This window comes from Brevibacterium antiquum CNRZ 918, from assembly GCF_900169145.1.
Classification (GTDB): Bacteria; Actinomycetota; Actinomycetes; order Actinomycetales; family Brevibacteriaceae; genus Brevibacterium; species Brevibacterium koreense.
This window is the reverse complement of record NZ_FXZD01000010.1, coordinates 1-17,361: the sequence shown is the minus strand read 5'-3', so window position 1 is coordinate 17,361 and position 17,361 is coordinate 1. Positions and strand designations below refer to the sequence as shown.

Genomic DNA, 17,361 nt, shown 5'->3' with positions numbered 1-17,361 from the left:
CGTCATCGTGCAGCGTCGCATTTGCCACTGAGACCAGGCCAACCGCCTGGTCTCCGTCCTTGAAGGAGCACCATGACCGGAGCCGAGCTCATCACCATCGCCGGGGCTGCGACCGCACTTGCCGTCACCCCTGGCCCCGAGACGATCCTCACGGTTCGCCTCTCGGCCCTGCGCCGCAAGGCCGGGTTGATCTATTCGCTCGGATCCGCCACCGGCATGACGATCTGGATGATCGCGGCCCTGACCGGAATCTCCGCCCTGCTCACCACGTTCCCCTCGGCGCTGATCGTTCTCAAGGTCGTCGGCGGACTCTACCTGTGCCTGCTCGGCGGCCTGGCTGCTCGGCAGGCCCTGCGGATCCGCTCCGAACTGCGCGGGACGCCTCCGCGCGGACCAGTGAGTGAGATCGTGGAAGCTACCGATGATCTCACCCAGCTGGAGAGCGCTGAGCCTGAAGGCACTGATTTCGACACCGCCGAGGTGGGTCCTGGCTCCGCTGCTGACGCGAGCACCGGATCCGGTGCGAAGAAATCATGGGGACAGCTGCGCTCCGTCATCTCGTACCGTCGGGGCCTGATCTCTTCGCTGAGCAACCCGAAGGCGGGACTCTTCTTCCTCGCCGTCATGCCGACCCTGGTGCCGTCATCTGCCGGGGGCGTCGACTACCTGCTGCTGATCTCGGTCGTGATCGGTTTGATGCTGGCCTACCAGATCCTCCTTGCCTTCATGGCCGGAATGGCCGCGGCCGCTCTGCAGAGAAGAAGCACCGACTTCTACATCGAAGCCGTCTCCGCCGCGGTCCTCGTGATCATGGGCATCGCTGTCATCGCCATCCCGATGTAGCCCCGCCGCAGGGCAGGCAAGTAGCGGGCAAGGTGCAGACAGATAAAGGTGCGGGCCGGGGATAACACCCCGACCCGCACCTTTTTCATATCATCCAGCGTGAGCTGAACCTGTCATATCACTCAGCTGGCAGGCGGTACTGGACCGCCGCCTTCGGGACCACCGAGCGGACCGGTATCTTCGGGACCGCCGAGTGGACCGTCTCCCCCGGCACCGGCGCCGCCGCGGCCGACAGTTCCAGCCGAACCATGTCCTGCGGTTCCGGCTCCGCCGTGTCCGGTGCTGCCGACTCCGCCGGTTCCGATTCCGCTGTTTCCGATCCCGGTGCTTCCGGGGCCGGTGGCGCTGGCGTTGCTGCCAGCGCTGCCTGCACCGCTGGCACTGCCGGCACTGCTGGCATGATGGTCAGCTCCACCGGCGTTATCGACAGCGGCTTCGACATCGACCTTGTTCAGCATCTTGGCTGCCGCATCGCGACCACCCAGGCCGAAGGCCAGTGCGGCAGCGGCGGCGCCGCCGATGACCACAGCACCGAAGGCAAGGTTTATGATCGAATCGGCAAGACCCATGTAACGCAGACCCATCGCAATGAAGAGCGCGATGGCCGAGTAACGCAGGACCTTGCTGGCGGCGGAGTTCGTGATGAACTTCCCGATCAGTGCTGCGATGAGGAACCCTGCGGCGATGATTGCGGCCCCGAAGAGAACACTGCCGCCGAGGTCGAGGATCTCGTTGAGGATGTTCGTGATTTCGGGGAACCCGAGCAGACGAGTCGCCATGATTGCGAAGAAGATCATGATCGCAACCTGCACGATCTTGGTGATCACGCTTGAGGCGCTGGTGCTTTCGGGAACGATACCGATCGAATCGACGGCACGATCCGTACCGACTCCACGCAGAACCTCCTCGAGCAGGTTGCCGAGGAACTTGGCGATGACCACGCCGATAGCCAGCAGAATTCCTGCCGCGATGATGAGCGGAATGGCGTTGAGGAAGATCTCCAGCATCTGCTGTGCCGGCTGCGAGATCGCCGCGATGCCCAGCACCTGCAGCGCCGAGATCGAGACAACGATGATGATGATTCCGAATACGAGGTTGCCGACAAGAGATGAGATCTTGGCGTTCGCTTCGGCGTTGGGGTTGCCTGCGCCTGGGTGACCCTGCTGACCGGGCTGACCCTGATACCCCTGCTGTGGCTGGCCGTAGGCGGCCTGCTGCGTGTTCATGTTGTTCTGTTGCGGCGCGGTGCCGGTGGCAGTCTCAGCGACACCAGTGGCTCGGTCACCGAATGAACGGAACTTCGACGTCAGCTTGGTCAGGTCCACGGCGTTGAGTGCCGTCTGGACCAGCTGCTTGGCGATCTTGGCGAAGACGAAGCCGATGAAGAAGATGAAGCCTGCACCGATGATATTGGGCAGGAAGCCGAAGATTCCGTCGAGCAGTCCCTGCAGGGGGCTGAGGACTTGGTCGAGGTTGAACAGCTGAAGCACGGCGATGAGACCGAGCAGCCAGATGATCAGCCCGCCGATCTGACCGATCGACTTTCCGATCTGGCGACCGTCGCTTCCGTCACGCTGCAGTGCCGGTATCTTCGTCACCAATTTCCCGATCGCCCATTTGACGATTGAAGCAAGTATCCATGTGACTATGAGTATAAGAATCGCCAGTCCCACTTTCGTGAGAACTGACCATATATCTGCGCTTTGCATTTCCGTCATCTCCGTCGGCTACGGCGAACTAGCAGTCCAATTTTCGCGGTTGCTGATTTGGAGTCTATTTACAACGGACACTCAGAACAAGGGGCCGCAGCGGGTTCACGACGGTTGATGGAACAATCGGCACTGTCTCCAGAATCCCGTCCACAGGCGTATTTCAGTAACTTAACAATTTCTATATATTCAGGTCACGGTTACGTATCGAATGGTGGCTGGAGATCAATTTCCCAATTCCTTGCGACAAATACCGACAGAGTTTTCCAACAGGTGAATCATTTGGAAATTCGTGCCTGACAGTCGATTCCAGTGAAACGAAACAGTCGACTTCGCCGACCAGGAACGCCCGCTTCCGCTCACGCAGACCGATGAAATTCGAGCGACACATTATCGATGAGGTGAGTTCCTCCCACGGTCGCCGAGATGAGCAACAGTGCCTGTCCTTCAAAGTCCTGTGCACACGGCTGAAAGGTCGTCGCGTCAACGAGGCCGAGATAGCCGAGGTCGAGATCTCCTCGCTCGGCAGCCACATGAAGCACCGCTTGCGCCGCCGCCTCGACGCCAGCCGGTGATCCATCAGAAGCTGCCTGGGCAGCGGCGTCCAAGGCCTGAGGAATGGCCAAGGCGGCCGCTCGATCTGCGGGGGCCAAGTATTCGTTGCGGCTCGACATGGCCAAACCATCTTCGTCGCGGACCACGGGCAGGCCGATCAGATCGATGTCGAAGTTGAGGTCATCGATCAGGCGCTTGACCAGGCAGAACTGCTGGATGTCCTTGAGCCCGAAGACCGCCGAGTCCGGTGACGCCAGGGTGAAGAGCTTAGCCACCACCGTCAGGACCCCGTCGAAATGCCCGGGCCGCACCGCACCTTCATACACCGTGCCCATCCGCCCGGAGGAGACGGTGACCTCGGGGGCAGCGGGGTACATCTCCCCCAGCGCCGGAGCAAACACGAAGTCCACTCCTGCGGCCTCACAGACGTCTAAGTCAGCCTGGAAAGGACGCGGGTATTTGAAGAAGTCTTCGTCCGTTCCGAACTGCAGTGGGTTGACGAAGATGCTGGTCACGACCGCGTCCCCGGAGGCCGCGGCCCGGTCCATCAGTGCCCGATGCCCCGAGTGCAGAGCCCCCATCGTCGGTACCAGAGACACGGTGCCCGACTGTCGTTTGCGCCAGGCACGCAGCGCCTGAATTCCACCGACCTCCATCAGTCGAAGCTCCGTTCGGGTTCAGGGAATTCGCCGCTCTTGACCTCGTCGACGTAGCGTCCGACGGCGTCGAAGAGCACCGAGTGCAGGTCGGCATATCGCTTGACGAATCTGGGTGCTTTCCCCGTTCGCAGGCCTGCCATGTCCTGCCATACGAGCACCTGGGCATCGCAGTCGGCACCGGCGCCGATCCCCACGGTCGGAATCGCCAATTCTGCACTCACCCGTCCAGCCAGGCCGGCTGGAACCATCTCCATGACCACGGAGAATGCTCCCGCCTCGGCGACCGCTCGGGCATCGGCCAACAGTGCATTGCCGGCATCCCCACGCCCTTGGACCTTGTACCCGCCGAGGTTGTGCTCGGCCTGCGGCGTGAAGCCGATGTGGGCCATCACCGGTATGCCGGCGGTGGTGATCGCCTTGATGCGGGTGGCCACGGCCGCTCCCCCTTCGAGCTTGACCGCGTGGACACCGGCCTCTTTCATGAAGCGCACGGCAGTCGCGACTGCCTGCTCATCGGAGATCTCGTAGCTGCCGAAGGGCAGATCCGCCACGATGAGGGCCCGCGAGGTAGCGCTCGAGACGGCGCGAGCCAGTGGAATGAGCTCATCAACGGTGACAGGCAGCGTGGTCTCGTGACCGTAGACATTATTCGCCGCGGAGTCACCGACCAGCAGAACCTCGACCCCAGCCTGCTCGAACAGGGCCGCCGTGTACTGGTCATAGCTGGTCAGCATCGCCCAGCGACGACCTTCTGACTTGGCTTTGATGAGATCGAGAGTCCGCACCCGCCGAGGTGGAAGCGAGACCGCACCGGCAGTGCCCGCGCTGGTCGAATCCGTACCGGCAGAACCTGCACCGGAAGCGGTCTGGCTGGCACCGCCCCCGTAGGGCGGGGTCGACTCGTCGTCATCAGCCGCAGATTTCTCGGGCTGTGCGGGTGTCGGTTCATGGGGCAGGGGCATGGGCATCCTCTTCGGTCGGCCTTCGTCTGGGTGGCGGCGCATCGTCAGCGGCGCATGAGCACAAGTCGGCGGCAGACGGTGGTGCCGGTCGAATCGCGCGAGTTCACGTTCGGGTCGACTCGGATTGCGAGCCAGTTTCCAGACTAGATCATCGCCCCGGTTCACCGCACGGTGGTGTTTTACATTACGAGCGATGATCATTAAGCTCAAATCTGCGCAAACCTTTTTCGGGGGCGATCTGCTCTGTTCTCAGGGCGCACCGCCCCACTCTGTGAAGGACGATGATGACCACAACAGCTTCGATTGAGCTCACCCTCAAGGACATCTCCGCGACCGGCTCGGGCGACGAAATGTGTTCGACCGACCTCATCGATGCCCCGTGGGATGTCGACGTCAAGCCCGGTTATGGGCCGGGGGCCTCGATGGACGATCCGATCCCCTCGGTAGCCCCTCGCCAGGGTGAGATTCCACGGGAGTACAGGGACGCCTCGGCGGCAGAGCTGGACGAGCGGATCATCCGCGCCAAAGCCGAACTCGGCGAGCGGGTCGTCATCCTCGGTCACCACTACCAGCGGGTCGAGGTCGTCGAACATGCCGACTACATCGGCGACTCATTCATGCTCGCCAAGGCCGCGCAGAACCACCCGGAGGCCGAGGCGATCATCTTCTGCGGCGTCCATTTCATGGCCGAGACTGCGGATCTGCTCTCGACATCTGAGCAGTCGGTGATCCTGCCCAACCTCGCCGCGGGCTGTTCGATGGCCGACATGGCCGACATCGACCAGGTCGAGGACTGCTGGGAGCAGCTGAGCGACCTGTTGGGCACCGAGCCCAACGCCGATGGCAAGGTGCCCGTCATCCCGGTCACCTATATGAATTCCTCGGCCGCGATCAAGGGGTTCTGCGGTCGGAACGGCGGGATCGTGTGCACCTCATCCAACGCCGAGGTGGTCCTCGAGTGGGCATTCGAGCGCGGCCAGCGGGTACTCTTCTTCCCCGATCAGCATCTGGGCCGCAACACCGCCCTGGGCATGGGCATCGACCTCGAGGCCATGCCGCTGTGGAACCCGGCTCGCCCGCTGGGCAACAACTCCCCCGACACCATCGAGGATTCGAAGGTCATCCTGTGGCAAGGATTCTGCTCGGTGCATAAACGCTTCACCCCCGCACAGATCGAAAAGGCACGCATCGATCATCCCGATGTCCGCGTCATCGTCCACCCCGAGTGCCCGCAGGAGACCGTGGCCGCGGCCGACGAATCCGGTTCCACCGCCTACATCACGAAGGCCATCGCCGAGGCGGCCGAACCCACCACGTTCGCGATCGGCACCGAGATCAACCTCGTCCAAAGGTTGGCCGCCGAACATCCCGAGCACACGATCTTCTGCCTCGATCCGGTGGTGTGCCCGTGTTCGACGATGTATCGCATCCACCCCGGCTACATCGCCTGGGTCCTCGAAGCCCTGCTCGAGGGCCAAGTGATCAACCAGATCACGGTCGACGCCGAGGTGGCCGATTCGGCTCGGGTGTCCCTGGAGCGGATGCTCGCTGCGAAACCTCGGATCTGAGGGGCGCATGAGTCGCGTACTCATCATCGGGTCCGGAATCGCGGGCCTGACCACGGCTCTGCGGCTGGCGGGCAGGCACGAGGTCACCGTGGTGACGAAGGGCCGCCTCGGCGAGTCGAACACTGCTCTGGCACAGGGAGGAATCGCCGGAGTGATCAGTACCGATGACACCGTCGAATCGCATATCGCTGACAGTGTGGGCGCTGGTGCCGGACTCAGCGATGCCACAGCGGTGCGCGTCCTGTGTAGCGAGGGGCCAGAGAGGATCCTCGAGCTCGCGGCTGCCGGCGTCGCCTTCGACCGCGACGAGAACGGTGATTGGGCGCGCGGCTTGGAAGGAGCGCATTCGATTCCGCGTATTCTCCACGCCGGCGGTGATGCCACCGGAAAGGCGATCGTCGACGCTCTGTCGAAGGCACTTCGCGCCGCCGTCGCTACTGGCACCGTGCGCCTGCTCGAACACACGATGCTTCTCGACCTGGTCACTTCTCCTACAGAGCCTGATGCAGGGTGTGGTCTCAGCAGCGAAGTTACAGATGCGGTGAGCAGACGCGAAGTCACCGGTGTGCACGTACTTCGGCACGGTGCACATGAGCATCTCAGCGCCGATGCCGTCGTGTTGGCCACCGGTGGGGCAGGTCAGCTCTATGCGCATACGACGAACCCCGCAGCTGCCACCGGAGATGGTCTGGCGGCCGCAATCCGTGCCGGCGCTGCCGTATCCGACATGGAGTTCTACCAGTTCCATCCCACCTCGCTGGCCGGGTCCGGATTCCTCATCTCCGAAGCAGTCCGTGGTGCCGGCGCTCCCCTCCTTGACGCTCACGGCCATCGGTTCATGCCAGAGGTCGATCGCCGAGGTGAGCTGGCGCCCCGTGATGTCGTGGCCCTGGCGATCCACCGAAGAATGGCTGCCCAAGCTGGTCGCCCCTGCTACGTGGATGCCCGATCTGTGCCCGAGGTCATGACCCGTTTTCCCAGCATCGCTCGCGGTCTGGCCGCGCACGGCTTCGATCTGGCCACCGATCTCATTCCGGTCACCCCGGCAGCCCATTACTTCATGGGTGGCATCAGAACTGACTTGGACGGACGCACCAGCATCGCTCGCCTCTTCGCAGTCGGCGAGGTCGCCTGCACCGGTGTCCATGGAGCCAACCGTCTCGCGTCGAATTCCCTGCTCGAAGGAGCTGTCTTCGGCACACGGGCAGCGGCAGCCATCGACGTTGGCCCAGGCTTCGAGACAGGGCTCACCTCCGCGCAGTTGTCGGAGGCGAGCCTCACGCGTGAGGCTCGCCTCGGGACAGATTCTTGTGCAGCGAGCACAGTCTCTCGTGAAGATCTCCAGGCTCTGGCTTGGGCTCATCTTGGCGTCGAACGAAACGATCACGGGTTGCGGGCACTGCTCGACCACCTCGGCGAGGGTGAACGTGCCACTCCACGTACCTTGGGCGAATACGCACCACAGCAACTGGTCGAACGTGTCGAGACCGCCAACCTTGTGCTCATTGCCCGGTCTATCGCTTCTCATGCCCTCGCGCGGAGGGAAAGTCGCGGGGCCCATACACGCTCGGACTTTCCCGCCCCCTCTCCGATACTCTTCGGATCCACCACTGCCCTGCTTCAGGAGGCTGTTTCATGCTGACGACCGCGACGGTTGAGTCCGCACTTCGCTTCGCCCTCGATGAAGATGCCCCGTGGGGCGACATCACGGGAGACACGTTTGTGCCGGCTAGCGCCTCGGCGAAGGCGGTACTCAGGGCGCGAGAGGCTGGCGTCTTTGCTGGTGGTGAGGTTTTTGCACGAGCATTCTCGCTCGTCGACGCCGGTGTCGAGGTAGATGTCAGTGTTGCCGACGGTGCAGTCTTCTCTCCCGGTGACACGTTGGCGAGGGTGTCGGGCCCGGCGCGTGCCGTGTTGCGGGCGGAGCGGATCGCGCTGAACTTCTGCCAGCGGATGAGTGGCATCGCGACTCAGACCAGAGCCTTCGTCGAGGCCGCTACGTCGAACTCCGCCGGTCACAGTGTGCGCATTGTCGATACCCGCAAGACGACCCCTGGGCTGCGTGCTTTCGAGAAGCATGCGGTGCGCTGCGGAGGTGGGCATAATCACCGGTTCGGGCTCTCCGACGCGGTCATGGTCAAGGACAATCACCTCGCCGTTTTAGCAGGTGAGGGAGCCGAGGTGGCGGAAGCGATCCGCGCGGCCCGTGCCCGGCTTCCCCATACGACGACGATTGAGGTCGAGGTCGATCGGCTCGAACAGATCGCACCTGTTCTCGACTGTGGCGCCGACATCATCATGCTCGACAACTTCTCCCTGGCCGATCTGCGGGCCGGAGTCGAACTCATTGCGGGTCGTGCAGTCGTTGAGGCCAGCGGCAACGTCACCCTCGACACCGTTGCAGACATCGCCGCCACCGGAGTCGACGTCATCTCATCCGGAGCACTGACCCATAGTATGCGCGCGATCGATTTGGGGCTCGACCTGGACCTTTCGGACAGTATCGATCGGGGCTTCGAAGCCGACGCGGTGCCGAATATCGGTGCAGGGTCGAACATCGGCGTGGGGTCCACCACTGGTGCAGGGTCGAACACCGGCGTGGGGTCGAACATCGGTGCAGGGTCGAACTGAGATGCCATTCGATCAGCAGCTGGACACGGGAGCACCGCTCTACCTCGACACCGCCTCGGCGGCTCCCGTGCGCAAGGAGGCTCTCGAAGCGGCATGGCCGTATCTGACCGGAGCCTTCGGTAACCCGTCGAGCCATCACGAGGTCGGCCGCACCTCGGCCGAGGCGCTGAAGGATGCCCGTCGCCGGGTCGCGAAGGTGCTGAGAATGCGCAGCACCGACATCATCTTCACCAGCGGCGGCACCGAGTCCGACAACCTTGCGATCGTCGGGATCGCTCTCGGGGCGGTCGCTCTTGAGGCGGGTGCCCTTGAGGCGGGGGCACTTGGCGACTCTGGCTCTGGTGACAGAAGGAAGGGTCGACCACCTCGCCGACATATCGTGACGTCTGCCCTTGAACATGAGGCGGTGCTCGCCTCGGCGGATTTCTTGGTTCGTCGGCACGGGTTCGAGATCACGGAGGTGCCCGTCGAGTCCGATGGAGTGATCACCACAAGCGCCCTTCGTTCGGCCCTGCGCAAGGACACACTGCTGGTCAGCCTGGGGTACGCCAACAATGAGATCGGTACCGTTGCCGACATTGCGGCCTTGGCTGACGTCGCACACGATGCCGGTGCGTACTTCCACACCGATGCGGTGCAGGCGGCGGGTTGGCTGCCGCTGAGCGGGCTCGGCGTGGACGCCATGAGCCTGGCCGGGCACAAGGTCGGTGCGCCGAAGGGAATCGGCGTCGCCGCAATCCGGGCGCGGATCCCTCTCGAACCGCTTATCCACGGTGGCGGTCAGGAGTCCGGGCGCCGGTCGGGGACGGAAAATGTGGCCTTGGCTGTGGCCTTTGCTGCCGCTTTGGAACTCGCCGAGGCGGAGCGGGCAGAGGCTGCCGAACGCGTCCAGACCATTCGTGACGATTTCATCGCCGAGGTGCTGGATTCCGTTCCGGGTGCATTCCTCACCGGCAGCGAGTCGGTGCGCACTCCCAATCACGCCTCGTTCTGCTTCGCAGGCACTAGCGGCGAGGCCGTGCTGCTCGAACTCGAACGTCTCGGCATCACTGCCTCGAGTGGTTCAGCCTGCGCCGTCGGCTCGGATGAGCCATCGCATGTGCTCACTGCTTTGGGCATCGACGATGATGTCGCGAAGACGAGTGTGCGTTTCACGTTCTCAGCAAATGTCACTGCCGAGCAGGGTCGGCGGGCAGCTCGCTCGGTATCGGCTGCGGTGTCGAATTTGGCTCTCAGCTACACCTGATCCGTCATGCCCGCGCCTGGCCTCTTGTCACTGATCCAGTGCTGCACCGGCGCTAACCTGGATGGCATCGTTACCAAGCGAAGAGTGGGCCAATGATCTATGGAGGTGCAGCCGAATTGAGGATGGGCTGCCGTTCTAAGAATGGGCCAACGACACATGAGTGCGCTGCCGGTCTAAGGACGATCTATTCGTCGAAGAGTGTGTCGATGACTTCTTGAGCCACGAATCTCGCATGCAATATCGGCCGCCTAGCCGGATCAATCGATGCAGGAGGCACCCACGCCGGACGCCCATCCTTAAGCATCACCGTCTCCCACTCCGATCTATCCAACAAGTGGTGGTGGGCCGAACAATTCAACATCATATTGTTGATATCGGTCCTGCCCTCTTGTGCCCATTCCACAATATGGTGGGCATCGCACCACCCCGGCGGTGCATCACAGCCAGGGAACGTACACCCTTGATCACGAGCAGTGAGAACCGCGATCTGCTTCGCGTTCGCGAACCGATTCTCCGTGACCACTTGCATCGTCTTCGCCTTCTCCGAAATCAGTTCGAAGAACACCGCCCCGTTCAGACCGTTGCGAACGAGTTCACTGATCGGGACCGGATTCTCAGTACCCGTGGCACCAGCCCCGGTACCCTTCGCAAGATCTTCAGCCTTCGCTGTCACGACCAGAGCGTATTGCGAGCCTTGACCAGTCCGCGTCATGTCAATGCGCCCGATCAAAGTCGCGAAGCGTTCGTAGATCCACTCCTGAGCACTCAACCTCTGCCCCGTCATATCAACGAGAGTTCCATCTTCAAGAACACCAGACTCGGTGTCGGCGTGATCGTCAGTACCGGCAGAGTCCTCCCCACCGTTGACGCTTGTGGCACTCTCGTCGGTCTTGCCGATCTTCGTTCTCTGCGTCAGCAGCCCGTTGAGCACACCACCCGTGACAGGGTCCAGGAGACCAGCGATCTCCCAATCACCGTTATCACGAGCATGCATGCTCACCTTGTACATGGTCCGATCCGTGGCATCGACGGGCTCTTGCCCGTCAGGATCAATATGAGCCAGGATGCGAGCGAAGATGGCACGCAGGTCATGGACCCTAACACTGGGTGCCTTCTCGACGAGTGTCGTTTCGGCGTAGTCACAATTGGCTTGACTGACCCAGGTGGGCAGCGACTTCAAGCAGTCTTTGATGAGACTGGCCTGGTCAGCGGAGAGGCGGCCTTCGTTGAAGGCATCGGCCACGATGGGATAGACCGGTGCTTGTGGCTGACCCGTCAGGGTCACCCGTCCGCCGAGGTTCTTGGCCATTTCGGTGCGACGGTTGGCTTCGCGGCTGGTGATGTTCAACCGGTCTTGGATGAGGGCCTTCGTGGTTTTGGCACCATAGTCGGTGGGTGTTCCGACTCGTTCACACACGGCTAGGGCCAGAGTCGATAGTGCCTCGTTGACGCGGCCTAGGGCTTCGAGTCCATCGATGAGTCTGATCGCATCATCGGGACCCATCCGCCGGTCAAAGGTCCGCAACCCATCCTTGAGGCCACTGAGCGCGGTGAGGCTGTTGGTGACTTCGGGTGCGAAGCGAGACAGATCTGTCCACTCTTCATTCGACAACAAAGGATGAGGACTAGGACTACTGGAGTCGGAAGTAGTGGGATTTGAGCCACTCGAATCATCGACAGTCGGAGCCGTACAGGCCGCGGCACCATTGCCATCAGCAACCTCCGCACCATCAGCGTCCGACCCGTCCTGATCGTTGGGCTCACCTGTCTGACCCTGATCATCCGACTCTTTCGGGTCGTCTGGGTCGCCTGTGGGGACGGCGGGGAGGGATTCGAACTTCTTCGCCAGGGGGTGGCCGGTGAGGTCGAGGTTGGAGTCTTTGAGTTGGTCGAACAAGGACGGTGGCCCATCCGACGACGCATCTTCATCCGATGACGACGCCTCTTCACTAGAAGCCGCAGTCTCAGTCTCAGCCGCATCAGAAGTGGTGTCAGAAGCCGCGTCTTTTCCCGCCGTGGCATCACCAGTGCCGGGGCGTGGGTCACGCTCTTCCGGGTTGTGTGGTGTGCGGTCGGGGGTGAGAGTCATGGTGTTGAAGTCCATTCGCCAACATCGTTGTTGCTCTTCCTTCAATTATACTCCGAGTTCACTGTTTTTGACCCTTGAGTTTCTATTTTTGTTCGTTCATTCTTTTATTGTTGTACCTATTGATGGGCGAAAAACGCAGCAAACTTGTAACGGTCCAGGTCAGCGAGTAGAACGACAATCGGCCCCTGAGCACAGAACCATCACCAGAAGCTCTGTCTCTTACATCCGCTGAGCAGAAGAAGAGCCACGGCGCCACCGGATTCAGCCACCCCCAATTGACGATTTCGCCAGCAGCGCCGGCGACGAATTCCGATCTCGGTTCCCTGCAATGGGCGATCGTTTCGCGGGCAGAAATGTCTCAGGAATAGGGGCGGTCTGCAGTCCACTTGTTGGGAGGTGGCCCTATCTTTCTTCTTGTTTTGGAGAGAAGATGGAACCAAGCATTCGAGTCGGGTGTGAGGGGGCCGTCATGGATCTGCTTATTCTGTTTATCATCGGTGTGTGTTTCACAACGATCGTGTTCTTCGTCGGACGATTTGCCTGCCCGCGACATGACCGCGTGCCCCTGATGGAAGTCGACCATGTCCTCCTGTGGACCACATTGCGTCGCGGATGGCACGCGATGGGATCACTCGGTCCAAGAGCAGGGCTCGCCGACGATCCACCTGGGACCCATTGAGCCTGAGGCCACACCGGGCCTAAACCTGCACCGGCCGGAGTCCTAAGACCGCCCGGAGCCCTAAGCCTGCCTGTAGTCCCGGACTGAACGGGCAGATAGAGTGACAGGGTGCCTTCCTCGACAGACCCGAGCATCAGTCATCGTCCGCCCCGTCGGCCAGGACTCGCAGCGCTGATCTTCGCAGTGCTGTCGATTCTGGTGCTCATCGGCTTTGCAGTGTGGGCCTGGTTCAACGCACCTGACCAGGTCCCGAGCCATTTCGGCGCAAACGGTCAGCCCGATGGTTGGTCGTCAAAGAGCGAAGTCATGGCATGGCTCGTTCCGCTGGGAGTGGGCATCCCAGCACTGCTCTCGATCCGCCAAATATACGAGAAACTGCCGCTCGGACTCGTCAATATTCCCCACAAGGAGTATTGGCTGCAACGAGGTGAACGCGACTATCTCTTCGACTGTCTGATGGAGTTCATGCGAATCACCGCTGGTGCCTGTGCTCTGCTGTTTACAGTGTCGCTGGCGCAGACACTCGACGTCGGAATGGGCAGATCGTGGCCGGAAGCCCTTCTGATTCTTCCAACTGGTGTGTTCCTAGTGATCACCGCCATCGCGATGTGGAATCTCCTTCGCCAACTCAAACCCGAAACCTGAACAGTCCCCAGCACCGTCCCCTGTCCCCCATCACCAGAACCTGCACAGTCCCCATCACCGGAACCATCACTGGCACTGGCACCGGCACAGGCACCGGCACCGGCACCGGCACCGGCACCGGCAAACGATACTCAGCTCTTCGGAACGAAAACTCCCGCATCCCAGTCCTGCATCGCATGCGCCGAGGCCCAGAAGTGGAGTTCGTACACGCATGCCTGCTCGAACGTGGCACGCATCTGTGCGGCCACCTCGGCGGGGGCGTTGGTGAGTTCCTGTTCGAGCAGCTGCACAGCCTGCCGGGTCGACTCATCGAATTCGGGTGAATCGTAGGTCTGGACCCAGGTGCGGTACGGGTGATCAGCACTCATCTGACCGGCCCGTTCGACGAGGACCTTGCCCATGTGCGCATAGACCCAGAAGCACGGCAGGACTCCGGCCACGCCTTCACCATAGGAGCGGCTGGCTGCCGTGGCGACGAGGAAGGACACATAGCCCAAGGTGGTGGGTGAGGCCTTGAAACCGGCCCCGCTGCTGACGAGCTCGTCGTGGGCTGCGGCCAGGCGAGGATCGGCGAGCAGCTCACCATGCATCTCCTCTTCCACACTGATGGCCTCGGCTGCCGAACTGGCCCAGAACCGTGCTTCATTCCGGTCGTTGGCACCGGCGGCGAGGAAGGACATCGCCTTCGCGTAGCCGTTGAGGTAGATCCCATCCTGGACGATGTAGTTCGCAAAGGCATTCACGTCCAAGCTGCCCGCGGCGAGCTGGCCGAGGAATGGCAGGTTCTCGATCTGCTCGACGATGGGGCGCACTCGGTCCCACAGCTGAGTGGTCTGAGGGCCTGCAGAAAAGTCTGTCGTCATTGATGTCTCCCATTTTCAAGGGACCTCGGCGGTCCCGAAGCGTCATTGTGCGGCACCCGGATGGCATGCTGAACCGGGTGTGTGATTGGTTGTTTTAGCGGCGGACGATGTCGACCTGGTGGTCGACGGGACCGTGGGCACCCTTCGGATCCAGGCTGACCTGCCAGTTGGCGGCGGACTTCAGTGCCCGGGCCAGATAGTTCAGGGCACTGTCCACGGCTTCGTGAAGAAGGTCCGAGCTCACCTCGTCAACTGCACGTTCACGCTTGAGCACGGCCACCTCGGCGGTGATCGCGGCCGACAATGTGCACCCCGTGCCATGGGTATTCGGCGTCTCCACTCGTGGGTGGGTGAACTCGGTGACGGCACCTTCGGCGGTGACGAGAACGTCCGCGACGTCACCCTCGATCGCGTGCCCGCCCTTGAGCAGCACCGCACGAGGACCGCGGTCGACAAGCTGTCTGGCCTGGTCCAACATCTCCTGCGGATTCTGGGCCACGGGCTCATCGTCACCGATCAGCAGCGCCGCCTCGGGCAGGTTAGGGGTGATGAGGTCCGAGACCGGGAGCAGGTGATCGCGGACTGCGGCCACGGCATCGACCTCGAGGAGGCGGTGCCCGGAAGTTGCGACCATCACCGGGTCCACGGTGTAGTAGCCCAGCTGTCCCTGGGCTGCACGTGCGACCACGAGTTCCACAAGTGAGCGTGAGCCGAGCATCCCTGATTTCGTGGCGTCGACGGGCATGTCGTTCAAGACGCTGTCGAGCTGGTCCGAGACGAACGCATCGTCGATTCCGTACACCTGGGACACACCGTGAGTGTTCTGCGCGACGAGTGCGGTGATTGCGGTGGTGCCCAGCACCCCGCGGGCCGTGAAGGTCTTGAGGTCGGCGTGGATGCCGGCTCCCCCGCTGGGGTCGGTGCCGGCGATGGACAGTGCGATAGGCGGACGAGTGGTCACTGAGCTGCCTCCGCACGTCCGTCAGCCAATGTCACCTGTCCGTCAGCCAAAGTCGCCTGTCCGTCAGCCAATGTCACCTGTCCGTCACCGAACGCCGCGAGCAGCTGTTTCGCCGCGGCACGCGGGTCATCGGCGCGGCAGATGGCAGAGACCACGCAGATCCCGATCAGCCCCCGCCCCCGCAGTTCAGCGGCACGAGAAGTGCTGATCCCGCCGATGGCAACAGCAGGTAATCCTGCCTCGCCCACAAGCTCGCCGAGGCGGTCGGGCCCGATTCCGTCGGGTGCGTCGGTCTTCGTCGTGGTGTCGTAGACGGGCCCGATTCCGACGAGGTCGACGACTCCCGATTCCCGGGCTGCGGAGAACTCGGCACCGTTGGCCGCAGAGAGCCCGATGAGGGGTTCTGGGCCGACGAGATCGCGCACCTGCTCGACAGGTGTGTCCGTCTGCCCGACGTGGATGTCGACGAGCGAGCCCTCGGCGAGGAGCCGTTGGGCGACGGCGACTCGATCGTTGAGGACGACGGGCACCCGGCGCTTCTCTCCGCACGCAGTACCATCGGCCGTTGCACTGTCGGCAGTTGCACCGTCGACGGCGGCGATGACCTCGCGGGTCAGGGTGTAGAAGGCGTCATCGTCGATGTCCTTGTCCCGGACCTGGACGATCCCGACTCCCCCGGCGACTGCCTCGCGAACAGTGTCGGCGACACTGCGTCCAGCTTCCCGGCACTGGGTCGAGTCGGTGACGAGGTAGAGCCGAGTGTCGATGCCTGCCAGACGGGAGTTGGCTTCGCAACTCGCTTCGCTCATGACTGTGGTCCTTCGATCGTGTCGGCCTCGATCTGCGCGCCCGCCAGCTGCTTCGCGTCGAGTGTGTACAGCGCGTCGAGGAAGTTCACCGAGTAGCTGCCGGGCCCCTTTGCACCAGTTGCGGAGGCCTCACCGGCAACCTTGAAGTGCGCATGGGCCGCGACGACAGCATTGAACCTCGCCGAGGAAGTCGTTGCGCCGACGAGATACGCGGCGGTGACTGCACCGAGAGAGCACCCGGTTCCGATGACCAGCGGCATATAGGAGTGTCCCCCATCAAGGCGGGCGACATGATCGACCCCGTCGATATGAGCGAGGATCGCGTCTCTGGGACCCGAGACTGCAACGATGGCACCGGTTGTCCTTGCCAGGGTTGCTGCCGCGGGAAGCACTGCGTCGACCTCGTCAGTGGATTCGACGCCTCGTCCGCCCAGGCCGACTCCCGCGAGTGCCGCGATCTCGGAGGCATTGCCGCGAATCGCGGTGGGTCCCGAGCCGGCAGCACGGTGGATTCGCGTGGTCCGGAAGTCGACGGCGCCGATGCTCACCGGGTCGAGGACCCACGGCTTGGAGTCTTCGTTGGCTGCATCGATTGCGGCGTCGGCCGCGAGGAACTGCTGGTTCGTGGCCGTGCCGAAGTTGACCAGCAGTCCGCTGGCGATGTGCGTGAACTGTGCGGCGTCGGCGTCGTGGTCGAGCATCGCAGGGGAAGCACCGATGGCCAGGAGCACGTTGGCACTGAATTGCTGCACGACCGTGTTGGTGATGCATTGGATGAGTGGATTGCTCGCACGCAGTCGTGCATTGGCAGAACGCAGGTCGAAGTCAACCATGACGATCCCTTCGCTAGTATGGCCCAGATCAGGTTCGATGGGTGTTCTCTCAGCCGCGCTTCATGTTCACGAGGCACCCCATGTCAATGCCCACGACTGTATCAGCACCACCGAGGCGGGGCGAGCTGGATTGCTCGCCGCGCCTCCCTGCAGCTGGCCCTGCCCAAGGAAAAGCTCATTGAGCGCGCCCTGTCAAGCTGTTTGGAGTCACTCACGCTGCTAGCGTGTCTATCTCTCGATGGTTGATCCCGACGACCTCGGCTGGTGCCGGGGTCGTCGGTGGTTTCGCGAACCGTTCCGGATGCTGCG

14 protein-coding genes and 1 riboswitch are annotated in these 17,361 nt (G+C 62.5%); of the genes, 6 read left to right on the top strand and 8 right to left on the bottom strand.

The window, feature by feature from the left end:
* The first annotated feature begins 72 nt into the window (after positions 1 to 72).
* Entirely contained in the window at positions 73 to 843 is a 771-nt protein-coding gene (locus tag BANT918_RS13635) for a LysE family translocator (RefSeq protein ID WP_101620774.1), read from the top strand.
* Positions 844 to 965: 122 nt separating this feature from the next.
* Here the strand turns inward: BANT918_RS13635 and BANT918_RS13630 are convergent, their stop codons facing one another.
* From BANT918_RS13630 to panB, 3 genes are all read right to left on the bottom strand, one after another.
* A complete protein-coding gene (locus tag BANT918_RS13630; RefSeq protein ID WP_101620773.1) occupies positions 966 to 2,552 on the bottom strand; it encodes a mechanosensitive ion channel in 1,587 nt (528 codons plus the stop codon).
* 359 nt (positions 2,553 to 2,911) lie between these two features.
* Positions 2,912 to 3,763 (bottom strand): pantoate--beta-alanine ligase, encoded by an 852-nt coding sequence (panC, locus tag BANT918_RS13625; RefSeq protein WP_101620772.1) that lies wholly within the window; start codon positions 3,761 to 3,763, stop codon positions 2,912 to 2,914.
* Positions 3,763 to 4,734 carry a 3-methyl-2-oxobutanoate hydroxymethyltransferase gene (gene panB, locus BANT918_RS13620; protein WP_101620771.1) on the bottom strand — a complete coding sequence of 324 codons (972 nt, stop codon included), beginning with the start codon at positions 4,732 to 4,734 and terminating at the stop codon, positions 3,763 to 3,765. Before panB ends, panC begins: the two co-directional genes overlap by 1 nt.
* A gap of 278 nt (positions 4,735 to 5,012) precedes the next feature.
* Between panB and nadA the strand changes: the two genes are divergently transcribed.
* From nadA to BANT918_RS13600, 4 genes are read left to right on the top strand one after another with little or no spacing between them, the layout of a single operon-like run.
* Positions 5,013 to 6,296, top strand: coding sequence for a quinolinate synthase NadA (nadA, locus tag BANT918_RS13615; protein ID WP_101620770.1), 1,284 nt, complete (start codon positions 5,013 to 5,015; stop codon positions 6,294 to 6,296).
* 7 nt (positions 6,297 to 6,303) lie between these two features.
* The gene (nadB, locus tag BANT918_RS13610) at positions 6,304 to 7,938 is read left to right on the top strand and encodes an L-aspartate oxidase (RefSeq protein WP_101620769.1); all 1,635 of its coding nucleotides are present in this window, start codon (positions 6,304 to 6,306) and stop codon (positions 7,936 to 7,938) included.
* A complete protein-coding gene (nadC, locus tag BANT918_RS13605) occupies positions 7,932 to 8,927 on the top strand; it encodes a carboxylating nicotinate-nucleotide diphosphorylase (RefSeq protein ID WP_101620768.1) in 996 nt (331 codons plus the stop codon). The genes nadB and nadC overlap by 7 nt, the downstream gene beginning before the upstream one ends.
* A 1-nt stretch (position 8,928) precedes the next feature.
* Positions 8,929 to 10,173, top strand: a complete 1,245-nt coding sequence (locus BANT918_RS13600; RefSeq protein WP_101620767.1) for a cysteine desulfurase family protein — start codon at positions 8,929 to 8,931, stop codon at positions 10,171 to 10,173.
* Between the two features lie 184 nt (positions 10,174 to 10,357).
* Here the strand turns inward: BANT918_RS13600 and BANT918_RS13595 are convergent, their stop codons facing one another.
* Positions 10,358 to 12,262 (bottom strand): HNH endonuclease signature motif containing protein, encoded by a 1,905-nt coding sequence (locus BANT918_RS13595; RefSeq protein WP_233430490.1) that lies wholly within the window; start codon positions 12,260 to 12,262, stop codon positions 10,358 to 10,360.
* Positions 12,263 to 13,049: 787 nt separating this feature from the next.
* Between BANT918_RS13595 and BANT918_RS13585 the strand changes: the two genes are divergently transcribed.
* Complete coding sequence (locus tag BANT918_RS13585; protein ID WP_233429415.1) at positions 13,050 to 13,586, top strand: DUF1648 domain-containing protein; 537 nt, start codon at positions 13,050 to 13,052, stop codon at positions 13,584 to 13,586.
* Positions 13,587 to 13,717: 131 nt separating this feature from the next.
* Here BANT918_RS13585 and BANT918_RS13580 read toward each other — a convergent pair whose 3' ends face one another.
* The 4 genes from BANT918_RS13580 to thiM all read right to left on the bottom strand — a co-directional run bounded on the left by BANT918_RS13580 (position 13,718) and on the right by thiM (position 17,052).
* Complete coding sequence (locus BANT918_RS13580) at positions 13,718 to 14,449, bottom strand: TenA family protein (protein WP_101620764.1); 732 nt, start codon at positions 14,447 to 14,449, stop codon at positions 13,718 to 13,720.
* Positions 14,450 to 14,543: 94 nt separating this feature from the next.
* The gene (gene thiD, locus BANT918_RS13575; RefSeq protein ID WP_101620763.1) at positions 14,544 to 15,410 is read right to left on the bottom strand and encodes a bifunctional hydroxymethylpyrimidine kinase/phosphomethylpyrimidine kinase; all 867 of its coding nucleotides are present in this window, start codon (positions 15,408 to 15,410) and stop codon (positions 14,544 to 14,546) included.
* A complete protein-coding gene (thiE, locus tag BANT918_RS13570) occupies positions 15,407 to 16,219 on the bottom strand; it encodes a thiamine phosphate synthase (RefSeq protein ID WP_101620762.1) in 813 nt (270 codons plus the stop codon). The genes thiD and thiE overlap by 4 nt, the downstream gene beginning before the upstream one ends.
* Entirely contained in the window at positions 16,216 to 17,052 is an 837-nt protein-coding gene (thiM, locus tag BANT918_RS13565) for a hydroxyethylthiazole kinase (protein ID WP_101620761.1), read from the bottom strand. The genes thiE and thiM overlap by 4 nt, the downstream gene beginning before the upstream one ends.
* A riboswitch (TPP riboswitch) is annotated at positions 17,040 to 17,143 on the bottom strand. (Overlaps the previous gene by 13 nt.)
* Positions 17,144 to 17,361: the final 218 nt, after the last annotated feature.